At 68.1% G+C, this 20,747-nt stretch carries 21 protein-coding genes; 9 read left to right on the forward strand and 12 right to left on the reverse strand.

Going from position 1 to position 20,747, the window contains the following annotated elements:
* Positions 1 to 26: 26 nt before the first annotated feature.
* Positions 27 to 1,346, forward strand: coding sequence for a M20 metallopeptidase family protein (locus tag PKE72_RS05320; RefSeq protein ID WP_271164333.1), 1,320 nt, complete (start codon positions 27 to 29; stop codon positions 1,344 to 1,346).
* Between the two features lie 7 nt (positions 1,347 to 1,353).
* Here PKE72_RS05320 and PKE72_RS05325 read toward each other — a convergent pair whose 3' ends face one another.
* The gene (locus PKE72_RS05325) at positions 1,354 to 2,649 is read right to left on the reverse strand and encodes a dicarboxylate/amino acid:cation symporter (RefSeq protein ID WP_271164334.1); all 1,296 of its coding nucleotides are present in this window, start codon (positions 2,647 to 2,649) and stop codon (positions 1,354 to 1,356) included.
* 125 nt (positions 2,650 to 2,774) lie between these two features.
* On the opposite strand from PKE72_RS05325, the gene PKE72_RS05330 reads away from it, so the two are divergent.
* The 5 genes from PKE72_RS05330 (at position 2,775) to PKE72_RS05350 (ending at position 5,589) form a co-directional block, all read left to right on the forward strand.
* A complete protein-coding gene (locus PKE72_RS05330) occupies positions 2,775 to 2,972 on the forward strand; it encodes a cysteine protease (RefSeq protein WP_271164335.1) in 198 nt (65 codons plus the stop codon).
* Positions 2,973 to 3,031: 59 nt separating this feature from the next.
* Positions 3,032 to 3,697 (forward strand): glutathione S-transferase family protein, encoded by a 666-nt coding sequence (locus tag PKE72_RS05335; protein WP_271164336.1) that lies wholly within the window; start codon positions 3,032 to 3,034, stop codon positions 3,695 to 3,697.
* Between the two features lie 68 nt (positions 3,698 to 3,765).
* A complete protein-coding gene (locus PKE72_RS05340; protein WP_271164337.1) occupies positions 3,766 to 3,966 on the forward strand; it encodes a hypothetical protein in 201 nt (66 codons plus the stop codon).
* Between the two features lie 145 nt (positions 3,967 to 4,111).
* Positions 4,112 to 4,585: a transcription elongation factor GreA gene (gene greA, locus PKE72_RS05345; protein ID WP_271164338.1), complete on the forward strand. Its 474-nt coding sequence runs from the start codon at positions 4,112 to 4,114 to the stop codon at positions 4,583 to 4,585.
* Positions 4,586 to 4,590: 5 nt separating this feature from the next.
* Entirely contained in the window at positions 4,591 to 5,589 is a 999-nt protein-coding gene (locus tag PKE72_RS05350) for a mitochondrial fission ELM1 family protein (RefSeq protein WP_271164339.1), read from the forward strand.
* A gap of 150 nt (positions 5,590 to 5,739) precedes the next feature.
* Here the strand turns inward: PKE72_RS05350 and PKE72_RS05355 are convergent, their stop codons facing one another.
* Positions 5,740 to 6,036 carry a glycine zipper domain-containing protein gene (locus PKE72_RS05355; RefSeq protein ID WP_271164340.1) on the reverse strand — a complete coding sequence of 99 codons (297 nt, stop codon included), beginning with the start codon at positions 6,034 to 6,036 and terminating at the stop codon, positions 5,740 to 5,742.
* A 70-nt stretch (positions 6,037 to 6,106) separates the two neighbouring features.
* On the opposite strand from PKE72_RS05355, the gene trxB reads away from it, so the two are divergent.
* A complete protein-coding gene (gene trxB / locus PKE72_RS05360; RefSeq protein ID WP_271164341.1) occupies positions 6,107 to 7,114 on the forward strand; it encodes a thioredoxin-disulfide reductase in 1,008 nt (335 codons plus the stop codon).
* A gap of 18 nt (positions 7,115 to 7,132) precedes the next feature.
* Here the strand turns inward: trxB and PKE72_RS05365 are convergent, their stop codons facing one another.
* From PKE72_RS05365 to PKE72_RS05380, 4 genes are all read right to left on the reverse strand, one after another.
* Positions 7,133 to 7,672 (reverse strand): response regulator, encoded by a 540-nt coding sequence (locus PKE72_RS05365; protein ID WP_271164342.1) that lies wholly within the window; start codon positions 7,670 to 7,672, stop codon positions 7,133 to 7,135.
* Positions 7,611 to 9,128, reverse strand: coding sequence for a sensor histidine kinase (locus PKE72_RS05370; RefSeq protein WP_271164687.1), 1,518 nt, complete (start codon positions 9,126 to 9,128; stop codon positions 7,611 to 7,613). The genes PKE72_RS05365 and PKE72_RS05370 overlap by 62 nt, the downstream gene beginning before the upstream one ends.
* A 91-nt stretch (positions 9,129 to 9,219) precedes the next feature.
* Positions 9,220 to 10,323 carry a cell wall hydrolase gene (locus PKE72_RS05375; RefSeq protein ID WP_271164343.1) on the reverse strand — a complete coding sequence of 368 codons (1,104 nt, stop codon included), beginning with the start codon at positions 10,321 to 10,323 and terminating at the stop codon, positions 9,220 to 9,222.
* A gap of 117 nt (positions 10,324 to 10,440) precedes the next feature.
* Positions 10,441 to 10,920, reverse strand: coding sequence for a Dps family protein (locus PKE72_RS05380; RefSeq protein ID WP_267514300.1), 480 nt, complete (start codon positions 10,918 to 10,920; stop codon positions 10,441 to 10,443).
* A 133-nt stretch (positions 10,921 to 11,053) separates the two neighbouring features.
* Between PKE72_RS05380 and PKE72_RS05385 the strand changes: the two genes are divergently transcribed.
* Positions 11,054 to 13,852, forward strand: coding sequence for a hybrid sensor histidine kinase/response regulator (locus tag PKE72_RS05385; RefSeq protein WP_271164344.1), 2,799 nt, complete (start codon positions 11,054 to 11,056; stop codon positions 13,850 to 13,852).
* Between the two features lie 90 nt (positions 13,853 to 13,942).
* On the opposite strand, the gene PKE72_RS05390 is transcribed toward PKE72_RS05385, so the two are convergent.
* Both PKE72_RS05390 and PKE72_RS05395 read right to left on the reverse strand, forming a co-directional pair.
* Positions 13,943 to 14,299 carry a DUF6481 family protein gene (locus PKE72_RS05390; RefSeq protein ID WP_271164345.1) on the reverse strand — a complete coding sequence of 119 codons (357 nt, stop codon included), beginning with the start codon at positions 14,297 to 14,299 and terminating at the stop codon, positions 13,943 to 13,945.
* A gap of 233 nt (positions 14,300 to 14,532) precedes the next feature.
* Positions 14,533 to 14,718, reverse strand: coding sequence for a hypothetical protein (locus tag PKE72_RS05395; protein ID WP_271164346.1), 186 nt, complete (start codon positions 14,716 to 14,718; stop codon positions 14,533 to 14,535).
* Positions 14,719 to 15,151: 433 nt separating this feature from the next.
* On the opposite strand from PKE72_RS05395, the gene PKE72_RS05400 reads away from it, so the two are divergent.
* Positions 15,152 to 16,324, forward strand: a complete 1,173-nt coding sequence (locus PKE72_RS05400; RefSeq protein WP_271164347.1) for a cell wall hydrolase — start codon at positions 15,152 to 15,154, stop codon at positions 16,322 to 16,324.
* 46 nt (positions 16,325 to 16,370) lie between these two features.
* On the opposite strand, the gene nadC is transcribed toward PKE72_RS05400, so the two are convergent.
* The 4 genes from nadC to nadA are packed head-to-tail and all read right to left on the reverse strand — an operon-like array spanning position 16,371 to position 20,733.
* Positions 16,371 to 17,231: a carboxylating nicotinate-nucleotide diphosphorylase gene (gene nadC / locus PKE72_RS05405; protein ID WP_271164348.1), complete on the reverse strand. Its 861-nt coding sequence runs from the start codon at positions 17,229 to 17,231 to the stop codon at positions 16,371 to 16,373.
* Positions 17,228 to 18,742 carry an L-aspartate oxidase gene (locus PKE72_RS05410; protein WP_271164349.1) on the reverse strand — a complete coding sequence of 505 codons (1,515 nt, stop codon included), beginning with the start codon at positions 18,740 to 18,742 and terminating at the stop codon, positions 17,228 to 17,230. Before PKE72_RS05410 ends, nadC begins: the two co-directional genes overlap by 4 nt.
* Positions 18,742 to 19,599, reverse strand: a complete 858-nt coding sequence (locus PKE72_RS05415) for a metalloprotease (RefSeq protein WP_271164350.1) — start codon at positions 19,597 to 19,599, stop codon at positions 18,742 to 18,744. The genes PKE72_RS05410 and PKE72_RS05415 overlap by 1 nt, the downstream gene beginning before the upstream one ends.
* A gap of 54 nt (positions 19,600 to 19,653) precedes the next feature.
* The gene (gene nadA, locus PKE72_RS05420; RefSeq protein ID WP_271164351.1) at positions 19,654 to 20,733 is read right to left on the reverse strand and encodes a quinolinate synthase NadA; all 1,080 of its coding nucleotides are present in this window, start codon (positions 20,731 to 20,733) and stop codon (positions 19,654 to 19,656) included.
* Positions 20,734 to 20,747 lie beyond the last annotated feature (14 nt).

Genomic DNA, 20,747 nt, shown 5'->3' on the forward strand with positions numbered 1-20,747 from the left:
GGCCTTGGGGAACAAGGGGATCACGGATGAAACGCGCGATATTGACGACGGCCGCTCTGGCTCTGGCCATGACGCTCGGGACGCCCGTCCTGGCGCAGGACGCCGGGCTGAAGGCGGCGGTGAAGGCGGACTATGACGCCAATCTCGCGACCCTGTTCGATTGGTTCCACCGCAATCCCGAACTGTCCGGACAAGAGGTCCAGACCTCGGCGCGGCTGGCGCGCGAGCTGACGGCGCTCGGCTATCAGGTCACGACCGGCGTCGGCGGCACGGGCGTGGTCGCGGTGCTGAAGAACGGCGCCGGGCCCACCGTCATGATCCGCGCCGACATGGACGGCCTGCCGCTGCAGGAGCGCTCGGGCCTGGCCAACGCCTCCACGGCGCGCCAGCTGGACGCCGACGGGGTCGAAAAGCCGGTCATGCACGCCTGTGGCCATGATGTTCACATCACCGCCCTGGTCGGCACGGCGCGTCAGATGGCGGCGCGCAAGGCCAACTGGTCCGGCACCCTGGTCCTGATCGGCCAACCGGCGGAGGAGCGGATCTTCGGCGCCCGCGCCATGATACAGGACGGCCTCTATTCCCGCTTCCCCAAGCCGGACTACGCCCTGGCCTTCCACGTCTCGGCCGACACCCCGACCGGCAAGATCGAGGCCCCGCTGGACATCACCTCGTCCAGTTCGGACAGCGTCGACATCGCGGTGCGCGGCGTGGGCACGCACGGCGCCTATCCGCACATGGGGGTCGACCCCGTCCTGGTCGCCTCCCAGATCGTGGTCTCGCTCCAGACCCTGCGCAGCCGCGAGGTCAATCCGCTGGAGGGGGCGGTCGTCACCGTCGGATCGATCCACGGGGGGATCAAGCACAACATCATTCCCGAACAGGTCGATCTGCAACTGACCGTCCGCGCCGACAGCCCCGAGGTTCGCACGACCCTGCTGGACGGGATCGACCGGGTGGCCCGCAATACGGCCCTGGCCCTGAACGTGCCCGAGGACCGGCTGCCCGTCGTGACCCGTTCCGCCACCGAGACTACGCCGGCGACCATCAATGACCGCGAGACCGCCCAGCGGGTGCGCGACATCTTCGCCTCGACCTTCGGCCCCGACGTGCTGCGCGACACGCCGCGCGGCGGCATGGGGGCCGAGGACTTCGCCTATTTCGTCCAGCCCGAGACCGGCGTGAAGGGCGTCTATTTCAGCGTCGGCGGCACGCCCGAGGCCGAGCTTGAGACCGCCGCCGGCCACCACTCCCCCCTGTTCAAGATCACGCCCGAACCGGCCGTGACCCTGGGCGTCGAGGCCTCGGTCGCGGCGGCCCAGGGGCTGATGCCCCGGACCAACTAGGGACGAACTAGGCGGTTTCGACCGCCTCGTCTTGCCCGTCCCCGCCCTGCACGATCCGCGTCGCGGCCAGGTCGGCGGTGACATTGCCGACGGTGCGGAAGATGTCAGGGATGACCTCGACCGCCAGCAACAGCGGCAGCACCCCCAGCGGCAGGCCCATGGCGAGACAGATGGGGCCGACGCTGGCGAAGAAGCTGACCTGGCCCGGCAGGCCGACCGAGGCGATGGAAACGGCGACGGCCGTCAGACCGCCCGCGACCAGGGCGGCCAGGCTCAGCTCCACCCCGTTCAGCTGGGCGACATAGAGACAGACCCCCAGATTGGCGACCGGGCTGGTGATGCGGAACACCGCCACCGCCAGCGGCAGGACCAGACCCGCCGAGGTCTGTGGCACGCCCAGCCAGTCGCGCGCCCGCTCGATCATGACCGGCAGGCTGGCCAGCGACGACTGGGTCGAGACCGCCACCACCTGGGCCGGGGCCACGGCGCGCGCGAACCGGCCCAGCGAAATCCGCCCCCAGACCGTCGCCACAACATAAATGATCAGGATCAGGCCGATCTGGCTCAGGCAGACGATGGCGACATAATGGACCAGGGTGCCCGCCACCCCCAGGCCGGCGCGCAGGCCGACGCCCAGCGCCAGGGCGAACACCCCGAACGGCGCGGCCAGCAACACCCAGTGGACGATGACCACCAGGGTCTCGGCCACCGCCTCGAAGAAGCCCGCCAGGGGCCGGCGCAGCTCGACCTTGATTCGGGTCGCGGCGAAGCCAAAGGCCAGGGCGAAGACCACCACGGCCAGCACCCCGTCGTCCGCCGCCGCCTTGATCAGATTGGACGGCGCCAGGCTGGCCAGGAAGGCCCGCAGCCCGTCGGTCCGCGCCGCCTCGCCCACCGTCGCCAGCGAATCCGCCGGAACCCCGGCCAGCAGGGCCCGCCCCGCCTCCGGGTCAATGGGCCACAAGGCCAGCAGCCCCAGGCCCGCCAGGATCGCATAGACGGTCGCCCCGACCAGCAGGACGCCGAACACCGTTAACGACCGCACCGCGATCCGCCCCGTCGCAGCGGCGTCGGCGATGGAGACGATGCCCGTCACCAGCAGGCTGAACACCAGGGGGATGACCGTCATCCGCAGCGCGTTCAGCCAGACCTGCCCCAGGCTCTCGACCAGGCCCAGCCCCCCGGTCAACCAGGGCGCGTCGGCCTCCTGGGCCAGGGCGCCGACGACGACGCCGGCCGCCAGGGCCGCAATGACGAAAAAGCTCAGGGAGGTGAAGAAGGCGGCGACGCGAGATCTTTTCATGACGCACGGCTAGCACCGCTTTCACCGTCGCGCCCGTCGAAATTCGCGGTTGCGCCTCAAGTTCATGTCGTCGCAGGTCGAAACGGGATGTCCGTCGGCGCGTTGAGCCGGGGAAGGAGCCCTCCATGTCCCGTCTGCACAAACTCGTCCCGCTGCTTGGCGGCCTGCTGTTGTCCCGTGGCGGTCGCCGCGTCGCTGGACGACACGCCGGCAAGCTGGCGCTCGCCACGGCCTATGAGGTCTGGCGCAACCGCCGCGAAGGCGCAGCGCCCAAGCCGCGTCCCGAACCCCGCACCCGCTGGAGCGGCCGCCCCCCGCGATAGGTCTGGACTTCCCCGACTGCGGCGCGGAATAGTCTGCGCCGTTCGAACGGAGCCGACCCATGATCAAAGTCCACCATCTGAACGACAGCCGCTCGCAGCGTGTTCTGTGGCTGCTGGAGGAACTGGGCCTGGACTATGAGGTCGTCCGTTACGAGCGGGATCCCGGCAGCCGTCTGGCCCCGCCGGCCTTGCTGGCGATCCATCCGCTGGGCAAGTCGCCGGTCATCGAAGACGGCGACGTCAAGGTCGCCGAGACCGGGGCCGTGGTCGAGTATCTGCTGGAAACCTATGGGGCCGGCCGCCTTCGCCCCGCCGCTGGAACCGAGGATGGGCGGCGCTTTACCTACTGGCTCCACTATGCGGAGGGCTCGGCCATGCCGCCCCTGCTGCTGAAGCTGGTCTTCTCCATGCTGCCGCAGCGCGCGCCCGGCCTCGTGAAACCCCTGGTCAAGGGCATCTCCGCCAAGACCCTGACCAGCTTCGTCGATCCGCAACTGCGCACCCATGTCGGCTTCTGGGAGGACGAACTGGGGCGTTCCGAATGGTTCGCCGGCGATCAGTTCACAGCCGCCGACATCATGATGAGCTTCCCGGTCGAGGCCGGCGCCGACCGCGCCTTCGATCCGGCCGCCAAGCCCCGCCTGAAGGCCTTCCTGGACAAGATACACGCACGCCCGGCCTATCGGCGAGCGCTCGAGCGGGGCGGCGCTTACAGCTACGCCTGATGCGTCAAGGCCCTGACGCGTAAGACAAAGGGGACGCAACCCGCCGGGCCCGGCGGCGTTAATCCCCTATGAAGTTTCAAACTCTCCAGATCGTCGCGGGCCTTGCGGCTGCTGTCGCCTTCGTCCTGGCCTTCATGGCCGCCGGCGCCGCCCTCGTGTCCGGCCTTTTCATGCTGTTGGGCCTCGCGGCCGTCGCCTGGCTGGCCTACAGCCTGATCAAGGGCGTTATGCGCCGCGATTCCAAGGCTGAACCACCCGCCCGCGCCTGATTTCCGCCATCGACGCGGGGCAGCTCTTGAATTTACGAGTGCGAAACCCTAGTATTGATGCCCGGCCGCGCCCGCCCCGCGGCCTTTTGTGTGCCTATTTCGCGTCTTTCCAGTCTCCGGGCGAACCAGAAAAATCACGACACCAATGGAAAAAGTGCCGATGACGGGCGAGGGCTATCGCGTCCTCGACGATCAACTGAAGCAATTGAAGTCGGTCGAAAGGCCGAGCGTCATCGCGGCCATCTCCGAGGCCCGCGAACACGGCGACCTGTCTGAAAACGCCGAATACCATGCCGCCAAGGAGCGTCAGGGCTGGATCGAAGGCCAGATCGCCGAGATCGAGGACAAGATCAGCCGCGCCCAGGTCATCGACGTGTCGAAACTGTCGGGCAGCCAGGTCAAGTTCGGCGCCACCGTCACCGTGGTCGATGAAGACACCGAGGACGAGGCCCGCTACCAGATCGTCGGCGAACACGAGGCCGATGTGAAGAAGGGCAAGGTCTCCATCGCCTCGCCCATCGCCCGCGCCCTGATCTCCAAGGAGGTCGGCGACGTGGTCGAGGTCAACACCCCCGGCGGTGTGAAGGCCTACGAGATCCTCAAGGTCGAGTGGAAATAAGCCGAATGGAGGGGACCGCATCCGCGCGTCCCCTCTCCATCTGGGTCGTCTCCGACGGCCGCGCCGGCATCGAGAACCAGGCCCTGGGCCTGGCCGAGGCCGTGCAACGCCTGACCCCGGCCGAGATCGTCGTCAAACGCATTCAATGGCGAAGCCTGTTTGATCGGCTGCCGTCGTCGCTGAAGACGCCGTCGATGCTGGCCTCGACCTCCGACGCCGTAACAGCCCCCCCGCCCGATATGTGGCCCGATCTCTGGATCGCCACCGGCCGCGCCACCCTGCCCCTGTCCGCCCGCATCAAGGCCTGGAGCGGCGGGCGGACTTTCGTGGTCCAGACCCAGGACCCGCGCTGGGCCAAGCCCCGCTACGACCTGATCGTCGCCCCGGCCCATGACGGCCTGTCGGGTGACAATGTCTTCGAAATCACCGGCTCGCCCCACCGCATCACGCCCGATCGGATCGCCGAGGCTGCGCCTGCTTTCGCCGACCGTATCGCCCCCCTGCCCCATCCGCGCGTCGCCGTTCTGGTGGGCGGTAGATCCAAGGCCTTCGACCTGACCGAGGCCCATGCAGCGGACCTGGCCGACCAGATCGCCGACGCCGTTCGCGCGGCAGGCGGTTCGCTGATGCTGACCTTCTCGCGCCGCACGCCCGAGGCGGCCAAGGCCGTCATGACCGCCCGCCTGTCCGACCTGCCCGGCTGGATCTGGGACGGGACCGGCGACAACCCCCTGTTCGGCTTCCTGCATTTCGCCGACCACATCCTGGTTACCGAGGACAGCGCCAACATGGCCGCCGAGGCCGCGTCCACGGGCAAGCCGGTCCACATCCTGCCCATGGTTCCACTGAAGTCCGGCGACAAGTTCGCCCGGCTGCACGACGACCTGGCCGAACGCGGCGCCACCCGTCCCTTCGACGGAACGCTGGAGAGTTGGACCTACGAACCCCTGGCCGAAACCGAGCGGGCCGCGCGGGCGGTGCTTGAGGCGATGGGGACGCGATAGCCTGACTACACTCCGCTCATCCCGGCGAAAGCCGGGACCCAGAGCTTTGGGCGTTCAGATATGGGGCGGATTCACCGCTCTTGGTCCAGCGCACTGCCGAGCGAAAGAACTGGGTCCCGGCTTTCGCCGGGATGAGCGGAACAGGTCTCGTCAGTCGCCCCCGCCTCCGCCGTCCCCACCACCGTCGGAGCCGCCGTCGGAGCCACTGTCCTTGGCTCCATGATGATGCGAGCCCCCTCCGTCAAAAATGACCGGCCCGCCGCCATCCGAACCGTCGCCCTTCTTGGACTTGGGTTTCGCGCTGAGGGCTACGCCCAGTCCAGCGCCGATGGCGACGCCCAGACCGATGCCGAGGGCCAGATTGTCCGTGGCCACGCCCAAAGCCACGCCAATCGAAATCCCCACGCCTATGCCGATCGGCAAATAGGCCGCCTTCTTGTCGCTCATCCCTGCCTCCCTTTGCGCCAAAGGCGAGACTAACATCGCGCAAACGGGAATCAGCCCCTAAATAGGGGCCATGACCCAAGCTCGTACCGTACGCGTCGCTATCATCGGTTCCGGCCCCGCCGGCTGGACCGCCGCCATCTACGCCGCCCGCGCCTCGCTGAACCCCGTCGTCATCGCCGGCCTCCAGCCCGGCGGCCAGCTGACCATCACCACAGATGTCGAGAACTATCCCGGCTTCGCCGAGACCATCCAGGGTCCATGGCTGATGGAGCAGATGCAGGCGCAGGCCCTGCACGTCGGGACTGAGGTCATCCACGACATCGTCGTCTCCGCCGACCTGTCGCAACGCCCGTTCCGGCTGAAGCTGGACGGCGGCGAAGAGATCCTGGCCGAGACCGTCATCATCTCCACTGGCGCCCAGGCCAAATGGCTGGGCCTGGAGTCAGAGGCCGCCTACCAGGGCTTCGGCGTCTCCGCCTGCGCCACCTGCGACGGCTTCTTCTATCGCGGCAAGAACGTCGTGGTCGTCGGCGGCGGCAACACCGCCGTCGAAGAGGCGCTGTTCCTGACCAATTTCGCTTCCAAGGTCACGGTGGTCCACCGCCGCGACGAGTTCCGCGCCGAGAAGATCCTCCAGGACCGCCTGTTCGCCAATCCCAAGGTCGAGGTCATCTGGAACTCGGCGATCGAGGAAATCGTCGGCGTCGTGGACGGCATGGCCAAGAATGTCACCGGCGTCCGACTGAAGAACGTCGAGGACGGCTCGTCCCAGCACATCCCGGCCGACGGTGTCTTTATCGCCATCGGCCACGCCCCGTCGTCGGAACTGTTCAAGGGGCAGCTCGAGACCAACTCGGGCGGCTATCTGCGGGTCAAGCCGGGTACGGCACAGACCGCGATCGAGGGCGTATGGGCGGCCGGCGACGTCACCGACGACGTCTATCGCCAAGCGGTCACGGCGGCGGGAATGGGCTGTATGGCTGCGCTTGAGGCCAGCCGCTTCCTCGCCGAGGAAGACCACGCCAAGGCCAACCATCCGATCAGCCACAAGGAAGCAGAGAAGATCGGGGCCTGGTGACAGGCCCCCAGCCGTCGGTCAGCCGAACAGCTGCAGGCCCGGCGGCGCATATTGCACCGGCTCGCCCTGGCGACGTCGCAGGGCGTAGTCGATGGCGGTCTGGACGGCGCGTTCGTCGGTCGGCTTGGACAGGACGCCGATCGTTCCGGCGACGCCTTCGCGCACCATGCCGGGATTAGCGGTCATGAACAGGACGGTCACGCCCATGTCCTGTCCCAGCTCCCGCCCCAAGCCGATCCCCGTAGGGCCGTCCGAAAGATGGATATCGACCAGCGCCAGATCGACGTCGGTCTCGCGCGCCATGTCCCGCGCCGACTTAGACGTCGCCGCAACCCCTACGACTTCGTGGCCCAGATCTTCCAGGACGAAGCGCAGCTCCATCGCCACAAGGGCTTCGTCTTCGATGATGAGGATACGCGCGGTCATAAGGGTCTGAACTTGTGTTCGGGAACGGACAGAACGCAGACGGGTCCGAAGGGTTTCAAGCGAGGCCTGATCAAATCGCCTTTTCCGCTGCTCGACGTCGCGAAAGCGCGGTGGATGGCAAATCCACCACAATCTTCAGGCCTTCAGGCCGCCATTCGCTCACAAACCGGCCGCCCAGCTGGCCTTCGACCGACAGCAGGGCCAGCGACGACCCGAACCCCGTCTTGGTGGGCGCTCCGTCCAGGACCGGCCCCCCAGTCTCCGTCCAGGTCAGCACGAACCGGTCTTCCTCTCCCCGCGTCGTCAACTCGACCCGGCCTCGATCATTGGACAGCGCGCCATACTTGGCCGCGTTGGTCGCCAGCTCATGGAACAGCAGAGCGACCGATGTGGCGGCCTGGTCGTCGAACACCGCATCATCCCCGGATATGACCACCCGAGCCGCCCCCGCATCGTCCGCATAAGCCCCGAACAAGTCCGACAGGAAGGCGTGCAGGGTCGTCGGCCCCACCGTCGGCTTCGACGTCTCGGTGTGCGGCCGCACGAACTCATGGGCGCGCGCCAGAGCCGCAATCCGCGTTCGCAGCGAGGCCGCGAAGGCCTTCGCCTCGGGATATTGCCGCGCCGACAGAGCGACGAGGGCCGTGATCACCGCGAAGATGTTCTTGATCCGGTGGCTCAGCTCCTGGCTGATCAGCTCCCGGCCCTGCTCCAGCCGCTTCAGTTCGTCAATGTCGGTGCAGGTCCCGAACCACCGCGTAATCTCGCCCTCGTCGTTCAACACCGCCACCGCCCGGCCCAGCGTCCAGCGATAGACGCCCGAATGATGTTTCAGCCGGTATTCGATCTCATAAGGCTCTCCGGTCTCCAGTGACCGGCTCCAGCGCTCCCACGCCCGGGCCTGATCATCGGGATGGAACATGTCGTTCCATCCCTCTCCGTCGGTCGAACCCGCAGGCACGCCGGTGAACTCGTACCAGCGCGCATTGTAATAGTCGTGAAACCCGTCCGGCCGCGTCGACCACACCATCTGCGGCATGGCGTCCGCCAGGACGCGGAACTGCGCCTCCATTTCTTTTCGCAGACGAAGAACGCGGCGCAGCTCCATGTGGGACATGACCTGACGGGCCATGGTCTCCAACGCCATGACCTGGAGGTCGGTCAGACCCTCCGGCCGGGGCTTGGTGTCCAGTACGCACAGCGTGCCCAGCGGAAGGCCTTCCGGCGTCTTCAGCAGCCGCCCGGCGTAGAACCGCAGGCCCGCCTCGCCGGTCACCAGAGGATTGTCGATGAAACGCGGATCCTGCGCCGCATCCGGCACCACCATGCCGTCTTCCTGCAACAGGGCGTGGGCGCAGAAGGACGTGGCCAGAGGCGTCTCGCGCACACCCAATCCGGTCTCGGCCTTGAACCACTGCCGGTCGGCGTCGATCAGATTGACGACCGCGATAGGGGTTTCGCAGATGCGGGCGATCAGGGCGACCACGTCATCGAACGCCGCCTCCCTCTCGGTATCCAGAACACCATAGTCCCGAAGGATCGCCAGACGTTCGGACTCGTCCCACCCCGGACTGTCTCTATCGGGCACGGTCAATCAGGCGTCCTCGTTCGGCCGTCGGTAAAGTCGGTCCATAATGCTTCAACCCGGCGAAGCGTTGCACTAGGGGCCGGCGACCTGATCAATTGGCGGGCCGCCCCACTTCCTCCACCGGCATCGTCGCCACGCCTTCGGGCGCCACGACGACACTGGGCGCAGAGGGAGCCGCCCGTTCGAGGGCTTGAAGCCGGGCGTTGATCGCGGCCACCTCGTCGTGTGTCGGCAAGCGACGGCCGCCCAGGCTGACCACCCCGACGACCCGCTGCTGTCCATCCACCTCGACAGTTTTCATCGGCGTCGCGGCGGCGTCCGGCAGCGGGGCGTCCGGGTCCGCCCCGCCGGTCGCCTGACCGGGTTGAACGCCAGGGCGCGGGCGCGAGAACCGCGCCTCGTCGATCACCGGTTCACGGCCCTTGTACTCCGTGCGGAAGGCGGCGGTTTCGCCATAGACACCCTTCCAGCGATAGAAGATGTGAACGCCGATCTGGTTCACCTTGGCCACCGACGGCGCCCACCAGGGATCGACATAGTTTGCATGGTAGTGGGTGGCTGTCCCCACCTGCTGGGCCACTTCGCCGTTCAACGCCTTCTCCGCCACCTTGCGCGCTCGCTCCCAGGCCCAGGCGACCGGCGCCTGGGACAGCGACCCGTCGCAGGTGAAGCTGAACTGACAGCCGGTGATCCGCTCGGCGCCCTCGAACACCACGCCGCAGACGGTCTTGGCATAGTTGGGATCGCGCACCCGGTTCAGCACCACCTGAGCCACCGCCGCCTGACCGGCGTCCGGCTCAAGCGCCGCCTCGAAATAGACCGCCTGGGTCAGGCAGCGCAGCGCGCGTCGTCGATCCTCGGCGCTCCCCTTGAACACGAATGGGCGTGCGGGGCGCAGAGCGCCGGTCGCCAGCAAAGACTCGTCAGGCTTGTAGGCCGCCGGCTGCAGGCCCGGGTCGTGGCGTTGGGCCAGGGCCAGCTGAGACGGCGTCAACCGCCCCTTCACCGCGTCCAGACCCGCGGCGCTCAGATCCCCGCCCGTCACCCGCGCCACCGCCTCGGCCGTGCGATCGACGTCGGGCCGGACGGTCGATCCCGCCGCCATGGCGACGCCCAGCACGGCGCCGGCGGCCGGCAGAGCCGCCGCCGAGCGCTTCAGCGCCGTCCAGATCGTCTTCCAGTGCGTCAGAGTCATTCGGGTCCACAAAAGACGAGGCTCCCGCCAAAGGGAGCCCGCTTCAACGTCGTCATGCCCGCACTTCGGGGCCGTTTTCGGGCGCCGGGAAGACCCGTGTTATCGCCCGCCCGGATCTTATCGCCCGCCCAGTGTGGACCGCAGCATCCACGCGAACTTCTCATGCGCGCCCAACCTCTGGGTCAGCAGATCGACGGTCACGTCATCGCCGTCGCCGTCCGCCACATCCAGGGCGGCGCGCATGGTGGCGATCAGTGTCTCGTGGTCCCGCATCAGCTCGCGCAGCATCTCGGGCGCTTCCTTCTCCGGATCGCCGTCGCGAATGCTCGTCAGATTGGCGAAGACTCCATAGCCCTGTGGGGCGAACTCGCCCAGCGCCCGGATGCGCTCGGCGATGGTGTCCAGCGCCTCCCACTGGTCCCGGTACTGCTGCTCCAGCAGATTGTGCAGGGCGAAGAACTCCGGACCCCGCACGTTCCAGTGATAGCCGTGCGTCTTCAGATAGACCGCATAGGCGTCGGCCAGCACGCGCGTCAGCTGCTCGGCGACATCGCCGCGCTCGGCCTGGGACAGTCCGGTGTCGATCGTTGCGGTCATATTCGTTCCATCCGTTGATTAGTCTTTACGTCGGACAGCCGCTGTCCGAGCATGACCGTCAGGAACGCGAATCACGAACAAGCGTTGCATCAACAAGTGCTGCACAAGATCGGCGCGATGAGGGCGGGGCGGCATGAACGCAAATGCGTTCTTCACGCGATTTCTGGACGCTGATCGCAGCCTCCTTGCACTGGCGCGCCTGAAGCGCGGCTCGGTCGGAACACGTATCCTGATCGGGGTTGTCGGCGCAGGGGTCGCATTGGCGGTGCGCGCGGCGGGGGCGGCCTTCTACGGCGAAATCACCGGCTTCATGATCCTTCTGCCGGGCGTCATCCTGGCGGCCCTGGCTGGCGGACGCCTGTCGGGCGCGACGGCGGTCTTCACCGCCCTGATCGGCGGTTGGGGCGTAGTGGCGCTCAGCAGCGGATCCGGCGCCGGCATGCAACCGGGCCTCAGCCTCGTCGCCACGGTGAACTTCATTATCGTCGGCCTGTTCTGCGCGTGGCTGGGCGCGTCCCTTCGCCGGACCCTGGCGCGGCTGGACGCGGTGGTCTCGGCCTTGTCCCTGTCCAACGCCCGCGTAGACGAGACCGAAGACCGGCTTCACATCATCAGCGAACTGGCCCCGGTCATGCTTTGGATGACCGATGCGAACGGCGACGTCATCCACCTGAACAGCGACCAGCGCCTGTTCTGGGGCGACCTGGCGGACCTTCGCGCGTTCGACGCAAACGCCATTCTGCACCCTGACGACCGCGACCGGGTCCTGACGGTGTCTCAACAGGCCAACGACGCCCGCACGGGCTATGTCGTGGAGGGACGCCATCGTCGTCAGGACGGCGAATGGCGCGTGCTGCGCACCGAGGCCCGCCCGCGCCTGAACGCCGCGGGCGAATTCATGGGCATGATCGGCGTCAACATCGACGTCACCGACGCCCGCGCCGCAGAGGCCGCCCTGCGCGACAGCGAGACCCGGTTCCGACTTCTGGCCGACACCGCGCCGGTCCTGATCTGGGTCACGGACCAGAATCGGCAACGCGCCTTCGTCAATCAGGCCTATGTCGCCTATTTCGGCGCCGATTATGAAACGGCGCGAGCCGCCGACTGGCGCGCCTCCCTGCACCCCGATGATGTGGAGCGCATCATCGCGGAGTCCATCGCGGGCGAAGCCACCGGCGAACCCTTCTCGCTCGAGGCGCGCTATCGCCGACACGACGGCGAATGGCGTTGGCTGAAATCCTTCTCCCGCCCCCGGCTGGCCGGAAAGACGGTGATCGGCTTCGTCGGCGTCGCCTTCGACGTCACCGACATGCGCGAAGCCCAGGCGCGCCTGGCCGAGTCCGAAGTCCGTTTCCGCACGGTCGCCGACAGCGCCCCGGCCCTGATCTGGATGACGGACGAGATGTCCCGGATCGTCTTCGCCAACAAACGCTACCGCCGCTTCTGCGGCATCCGGTCCCAGAAGCAGTTGGCCGACGCCTGGCGCAGGCTGATCCACCCCGACGACGAGATGGTGTTCGAGGCCGCCTTCCTTCGCGCCTTCCAGGCCCGCGACCGCTTTGAAGCGCTCAGTCGGGTCAATCACCCGACCCTGGGCCTGCGCTGGATCCGCACTGAGGGCGTGCCGCGTTTCGACGCCTCCGGCGGCTTCCAGGGCTATGTCGGCGCCAGTCTGGACGTCACGGACGCCAAGCAGGCCGAGGACGATCTGAAGCACATCAACGAACTGCTCGAAGTCCGGGTCGCCGAGGCCCTGGAGGAAAAGGCGGCCGCCGAGGCCCATCTGATGCATGCCCAGCGGATGGAGGCCGTGGGCCGTCTGACCGGCGGCGTTGCTCACGACTTCAACAATCTGCTCACGGTGGTTATCGGCGCACTGGACATCATCCTGCGATCAAACGATCCGGCCAAGACGAAGAAGCTGGGCGAGGCCGCCCTGGCTGCGGCGAGACGCGGCGAAAGCCTGACCCACCAATTGCTGGCCTTCTCACGCCGTCAGGCCTTGCGTCCCGAGGCGCTAGACCTGAACGGACTGATCCGCGAGGGCGAGCCTCTGCTGCGCCGCGCTGTAGGCGAGGCCGTCGATTTCAAGGTCAAGCTGAAGCGCGGCGGCGCGCGGGTGAAGGTCGACCCGGCTCAGTTCGAGGCCGCCTTGCTCAATCTGGTCGTCAACGCCCGCGACGCCCTTGGCGATGTCACGGGCGGCAAGGGCGCGCGGATCACGATCCAGACCATGAACTGCGCTATCGAGGCCGGTCAGATCGCCGAGCTGGCGCCCGGCGACTATGTCTGTGTGACGGTGTCGGACAATGGATCGGGCATGTCGGCCGAGGTGATCGACCGCGTCTTCGAGCCCTTCTTCACCACCAAGCCGGTCGGCAAGGGCACAGGCCTGGGTCTCAGCCAGGTCTATGGCTTCGCCCGCCAGTCGGGCGGCGGGGTCCACGTCGTATCGACGGTCGGGCGCGGCTCGGAGGTCCGTCTCTATCTTCCGCCGCTGCTCGCCGAAGATCTCCCCTCCCCGGTCGCTGCAAGCAACGCCGGTGAACGGGCTTCCACCCGAGGCGGTCGGATGCTGCTGGTCGAGGACGACCCCAGCGTCGCCGCCGTGGCTCTGGATCTCTTGGAAAGCTTCGGCCTGGAGGTGCAACTGGCCGAAAGCGGGCCAGACGCGCTCGAGGCGCTACGCAACGCCCGGTTCGACATCATGCTGACCGACATCGTCATGCCCGGCGGGATGAGCGGCATCGACCTGGCGCGTCAGGCGGCGCAGGACTGGCCCGAGATGCGCATCGCCCTGACTTCGGGCTATGTCGGAGACGACGTGGACCAGGCCTTGGCCGGCACGCCCTGGCCCTTCCTGCGCAAACCCTATTCAACCGAACAGCTGCGCAGCATCGTCGATGGGCGAGCCGCTCTTCCGGCGGAATAGGTCCGCTTCAGGCGCAGCGGCGCTGCAGGCAAAGAAAAGCGCGCCGCGAAACTCGCGACGCGCCAATCTTTCGGTCAGACGGCCAGTAAACTAGCGACGCGCCTTGCGGGCGGCGTAGCGGGCGTCCCGCTTGGCCTTCTGCTCTTCCTTGGTCAGTTGTTTGCGCGCCTTGCGGTCGGCGCGCTTCTCGGCCTCGATCTCTTCCTGGGCCGCGAGTTCAGCCGCCATACGAGCGGCGTCCTTCTCGGCCTTTTCACGGCGCAGCTCAGCCTTGGCCAGCTCGTGCTGCTGGCGCAGGGCTTCCTTTTCGGCGGCGCGCTTTTCAGCCAGCCGTTCGAACTCGGGGTCGGGGGCGGCGGCCTTCGGCTTGAATTTGGCGAGCAGGGCCTTTTTGGCCTCCTGCTGGGCGGTAATGCGGTCGGAAAATCCGGTCTTCAGATCTTTCATGCGAAAGCGTCAGGGTTCCTTGTGAACAGCCAGGGGCGGCTATCGGGGGTCGGGCGGCGACTAGAAACACACGACCCGAAGCGGGGCGCACAAACCCGATACACGCGCCAAAAGCAAGGTTTGCAGCGGCGAAATCGAGCCGGCGCGCCATTTGAAGCGCATATCCTGCGCCTCGGCCGCCTTAGTGATGCAGATAGGTCGCGCCCTCGCGAGGACAAGGGCACGCCTCAACCTTAGTTCGGTTTTTGCGCCTGACCGACCGCCGTGCCGGCGGCGCCGCCGACCGCCGCTCCGACCGGTCCGCCCACCAGGGCCCCGGCGACGGCGCCGCTGGCCGCCTTCTGTTCTATGGTCGTGCCGCAGGCGGCCAGGACCAAGGCTCCAGCGGTTACAGCCGCCAGGGTGAGGATTTTCGACATGGGCTTCTCTCCAAAGGTGACGCTTCAACGCTGAACAGACATTCAGGTTCCAAGGCAGGCTGAATACGCAGCTCGGCCCAAATATGAACAGACGACTCCCCCGCGTTAGCTGAAATGCGTTCGCGACCCACCGGCGAATGAAGACACAGTGAAAACCAATACAGTATTCGCTATCAGGACTGTCACATTGTTGCCCCAGCAGCAAAAAAGCCCTGAGGTTACAGTGAAAATACCTAATCCTTTCGACGCCTTAACCCCACACTTGCGAATCAGCCACATTCAGGTCACAAACTCCGTTATATAGGCCCGTCCTCGACGTCGGGCAGATTACGCCGTGCGTTGAAACGTCAGCCGGAATGCGACCGTCAAAGTCGCCTGGAAGACGAGACTACCCGGGGGCAGCGTTTCTCGCCCTGCTGAACAGGACGAACCGTTGTCGCATTCCTCTCAGACGCGCGCCGCGTCGCGCGCCGATCGTGTGGCGAAGATCAAGCCCATGACGGCTGCTGCGGCCTTTGGCGGTCTGGTGGGACTGGCGATCGGCGGCGCCTATCTGGGCGGCACCATGGCGCGCACGACGACCTTGCGCGCCCAGGCCGAGCGGATTCAGGGCGCCACCGCGGCCGGTTTCACCGAAGAGGCCCTGTCTGCGGCCGCAGGCGGCCTGGACGCTAGCGCCCTGTCCATCGCCCGTCGCCATGATCCCTATACCAGCGCGGGCTCGGCCCAGCGCGACCGTCAGGCGGAGCTGCTGACCGCCCGCCTCGACCAGCTGGACAATAACCGCGACCCTAACCTCCGTCGCGCCAACCTGACCTCGCCCGTTGGCGCCAAACCCTTCCGCATGGCCAGCGCGTTGGACGCCAGCCGCGATCTCGATTGCCTGACCCAGGTCGTCTATTACGAAGCCCGCGGCGAAGGCCGCGACGGAATGCAGGCCGTGGCTCAGGTGGTCCTGAACCGCGTCCGCCACCCCGCCTTCCCCAAGACCATCTGCGGCGTCGTCTATCAGGGCGCGGCCCGACGGACCGGCTGCCAGTTCTCCTTTACCTGCAACGGCGCCATGCGCGGCCGCGTCAACACCGCCGCCTGGAACCGCGCCAAGAGCATCGCCTCGGGCGCCTTGTCCGGCTCGGTCTATTCAGGCGTGGGCAACGCCACCCATTTCCACACCACCGGCGTCGCGCCCGTCTGGCGCAATTCGCTGATCCGGGTGAACCAGGTCGGCAGCCACCTCTTCTACCGCTTCGGCGGTCGGTCGGGCTCCAGCGGCGCCTTCACCTATGCCGCCCGTCCTTCGACTTCGGACGATCAACCCCGCCTGATCCAGGCCGGGCTCGATCCGGTGGAGGCCGCCCGCCAGGCCGGCCAGGCCGTGGCCTATTCCCTGGTCCTGGCCCAGGAAGGCCTGTCGGCGCCGGAATCGGTCGCCCCCGCGCCTCAGCCGCGCGCGCAAGCCGCGCCGCAACCGGAAGCCGGCGCATCGCGCGCCCAATCCGCGCCCCAGCCGGCTGCCCAGGCTTCAGCCCGCGCCACCCGCTCCTCGGTCACGCCCGCCAAGGCCGCCGCCAAGGTCGAGCCCACGGACGTCTCCAACCCGGCCTGAGCAGAGACGGGAGCGGCTTCGAAAGGCCGCTCCCCGTCCTTCAGGCTCAAAGCGCGTCCAGGCCGATGTCCAGCACGGGCGCCGAATGGGTCAGGGCGCCCACCGAAATCACGTCCACCCCGGTCTCGGCGATCGCGCGCACGGTCGTCAAATCGACCCCGCCCGACGCCTCCAGCGTCAATCGCCCGGCCACCCGCGCCACGGCGGTCCTCAGGTCCGCCAGGCTGAAGTTGTCCAGCATGACCACGTCCGGCGCCACGCCCTCGGCGATCAGGTCCAGCACGGCGTCCAGCTGATCCAGCCCGTCCACCTCGACCTCCACCTTCATCAGATGGGGCGCAAAGGCCCGCGCCCGCCGCACCGCCTCGCTGACGCCTCCACACACGGCCACATGGTTGTCCTTGATCAGGATGGCGTCGTCCAGGCCGAAGCGATGGTTCATCCCCCCGCCGCACGCCACCGCATGTTTCTCCAGCGCCCGCAGCCCCGGCGTCGTCTTCCTCGTATCCGCGATCCGCGCCCCGGTCCCGGCCACCGCCTCGACATAGGTCCGCGTCAGGGTCGCCACGCCGCTCATCCGACCGATCAGGTTCAACGCCGTCCGCTCGGCCGACAGGAAGGCCCGCGCATCGGCCTCCACCACCGCCAGCACAGCCCCCCTGTCGAAGGACGCGCCGTCCCTCAGCCGTACCTCGACGGCGGCCTTCGGGTCCATCGCCAGCACCGCCAGCCGCACACAGTCGATCCCGGCCAGAACCCCCGGCTTGCGCGCGACAAAGGCCGCCTTCATCCGCGCCCCTTGGGGAATACAGGCCATGGCGGTCACATCGCCCGCCCGGCCCAGGTCCTCGGCCAGGGCCATGCGTACGACCGGCTCGATCAGCATATCAGGCAGGGTCCGGCTCATTCCGCCGCCTCCAGCGCCACGACCCGCGTCGCCCTTACACGCGTATGGTCCGCCACCGCATTCGTCTGCGGATAGTCCGCCCGGTAGTGGCCGCCCCGGCTCTCGCGCCGGTCCAGCGCGCCCTGCACGATCAGCCGCGCCGCCAGCAAGGCCGCCGCCGGTCCATACTGGCCCTCCAGCCGGTCGATCAGGGCGATCAGCCCCGTCAGGCCGTCTGCAGTCCGCACCACCCCCGCATGATCCGTCATCCCCGCCCTCAGCTCGGCCAGGGCCGCCTCGGGCAGGTCCGGCGCCGTCTCGACCGGCAGGGCCCGCCCGCCGCCCGTCTCGCCCACGACCGCCCGCCCGGCGCGCCGCCCGAACGCCGCCGCCTCGAGCAGGGAGTTGGACGCCAGCCGGTTCGCGCCATGCACCCCCGTCGCCGCGCATTCCCCAACCGCATACAGGCCCGCGACCGTGGTCCGCCCATCCGCATCGGCGGCGATCCCGCCCATGTGATAGTGGCAGGCCGCCATCACCGGGATCGGGCTGACGCGCGGGTCCAGGCCGCTGCGCATACAGGCGGCGAAGACGGCCGGAAACTCGTGCGGAAACGCCTCGCCTATGGCCGTGCGCGCATCCAGAAAGGCGCCCCGCCCGTCGATCCGCGCCGCATGCACCGCCCGCGCCACCACGTCGCGCGGCTTCAGGTCGGCGTCGTCCTCGGGTCCCAGCAGGAACCGGCCCTCCCCGTCGATCAGCCGCGCCCCCTCGCCCCGCAAGGCCTCGGTCGCCAGGGGCGCCGGGTCCAGGCCCACGTCGATCGCTGTGGGGTGAAACTGCACGAACTCGGGGTCGAGGATCTCCGCCCCCGCCCACGCCGCCAGCGCCATCCCCTCGCCCTTCAGCGCCGACGGGGTCGTCGTCGCGGCGAACAGGCCGCCCGCCCCGCCGGTAGCCAGCACCACCGCCGTCGCCGTGATCTCGACCGCCCGACCGCCACGCGCCACCACCGCCCCGACCACCCGACCGGCCTCATCCTGCAACAGGCCCTTCAGCCGCGCATCGTCCCAGACCTCGATCAGCTTCTCGGCCCGCACCGCCGCGACCACGGCGGACAGGATGGCCCGCCCGGCGCCGTCGCCGCCGACCCGCGCCACGCGCGCCACCGAATGCGCGGCTTCCAGACTGACCACGAAGCCGCCATCCGCGTCCCGGTCGAACGGCGCGCCCAGGGCCGTCAGCCATTCCACCGTCTCGCGCCCCGCGCCGGTCAGGGCCCGCGTCGCGCCCGGCTCGACCAGGCCCGCGCCCGCCGCCTCGGTGTCCCTGGCGTGCAGTTCGGCCGAATCCACAGCCGTCAAAGCCGCCGCCATCCCGCCCTGCGCCCAGGCCGAGGAACAGGCGTTCAGCAAGGGCTCCGGCGTCACCACCAGCACCTTCGCCCCGGCGCGCGCCGCCTCCAGCGCGGCCGACAGCCCCGCCAGACCCGCGCCGACGATCAGCGGCCCGTCATGTCGCGTTCGGTTCATCACCGCACTCCGAGAGAGTTGAGGCCCAGGCGCACCGCGCTCGCGGGATCGCCTTCGACCATGGGCATCAGGGCGCCGACCGCCGCCGCCGCACAGACGGCCAGGGTCAGCAGATAAAGCGCCAGGCTCTTGCCCGCCTCGGGCCAGCTCAGCGTGCCCCAGGCCGCGCGCCAGACGCCGCGTTTCAGATGGCTGAACACCGAAAGGGCCAGGAAGGCGGCCAGGATGAACCGACCCGTCGACAGTCCCCACCAGACCACGGCCACGCCGATGACCAGCAGCACGATCTGCTCCAGGCGCGGATGCACCCGCGTCAGCACCGGCCCCAGAGCCTTGGACCCGTCCAGCGGCGGCGCGGGGACCAGGTTCACCAGGTTCAGCATGGCGATGAAGAAGGCCCCCATCAGCCATTCCCCCTGCCCCGTCGCCATCCACACCCCGACAAACGGGATCATGGCCAAGAGCCCGAACGCCGGCCCGGCCAGCGACACCAGAACCCCGTCCCACTCGCTCTTCGCCGCGCGCCGCGCCTTGGCCAGACCGCCCAGGAAGGGGATGATGTAGATCCGCGCCGGGCCCATGCCGAGCCTGTTCATCACCACGGCGTGCCCCGCCTCATGCACGAACAGGCCGATCAGAACAGCCCCCGCCACGATGACGCTGCCCGTGATCCACCACAGGAAGCCGGCCATCAGAGCCGTGGACAGCACGGCCCAGACCAGGCTCTGGTCCTTCTCGACCGGCTCCTCGAAGGCGGGCTGGGCCTGCGCCTCGCGAACGGCGACCTCCTCGGGTTTCAAGTCCCAAGGTCCCGGCGTGCGGTCAGGCGTGCGGGCGGGTGTGTCTGTGTTGTTCATGGCGTCCAGATGGGCGTCGCGCGCGCTCCCGGCGAGGGGACCGAACGCCGCGCCTCAGATCAGCTCCACATCGACATGGTGCCGCGCCTTGACCAGGTCATAGCGGGCCGGGACCGCCGGCGGCGGCAGGTCGATCATCCGCTGCACGGCCATGCGCCCGCGCTCGATCATCGCCTCCGGGACCGTCACCTCGAACTGCATGTGCAGCAGGCAGTCGTGGATGTTCTGCAGCGTGATCCGCTTCATGTGCGGGCACAGGTTGCACGGCCCGATGAACTGCACCCCCGGCACGTCGCCGGCGACGTTCGCGGCCATCGAACATTCGGTGATCATCACCACCTGTTTGGGCCGACGCGCCTCGACATAGTCGGTCATGGCCGCCGTCGAGCCGGCGAAGTCCGCCGCCGCCAGCACGTCTTCCGGGCATTCGGGGTGGGCCAGAATCTCGGCCCCCGGATAGGCGGCGCGCATCTCGGCGATGTCGTCCACCGTGAACCGTTCATGCACCTCGCAGCGGCCCTTCCAGGCGATAATCCCGACCGTCGTCTGGGCCGCCACATTGCGCGCCAGATATTCGTCGGGGATCAGGATGACCCGGTCCACGCCCCATTCCTTGGCCGCCCATTCCACCACCTGAACGGCGTTGGCGCTGGTGCAGCAGATGTCGGTCTCGGCCTTCACATCGGCCGTGGTGTTCACATAGGTCACGACCGGCAGGCCCGGATAGCGCTGCTTGATCAGCCGCACATCCGCCCCCGTGATCGACGAGGCCAGCGAGCATCCCGCCCGCAGGTGGGGGATCAGCACGGTCTTTTCCGGGCTCAGGATTTTCGACGTCTCGGCCATGAAGTGTACGCCCGCCTGAACGATCACCTTCGCATCCGACCGCGCGGCCTCTTTAGCCAGGCCAAGGCTGTCGCCGACATAGTCGCCGACCCCGTGGAAGATCTCGGGCGTCATATAGTTGTGGGCCAGGATCACGGCGTCGCGCTCGCGCTTCAGCCGGTTGATCTCGCTGATCAGCCGCGCCTGTTCGGGCCACTCCAGCGGCGTGACGTGGTCCTTGACCTTCGCCCACACCCCGGCGGTCTCCCGCTCCAGTTCCTTCGTCAGACCAAAGGCGCCGTCCGCCATGACCGTCTCCCTAG

Origin of the sequence: Brevundimonas intermedia (assembly GCF_027922165.1) — a bacterium.
Classification (GTDB): domain Bacteria; phylum Pseudomonadota; class Alphaproteobacteria; order Caulobacterales; family Caulobacteraceae; genus Brevundimonas; species Brevundimonas intermedia.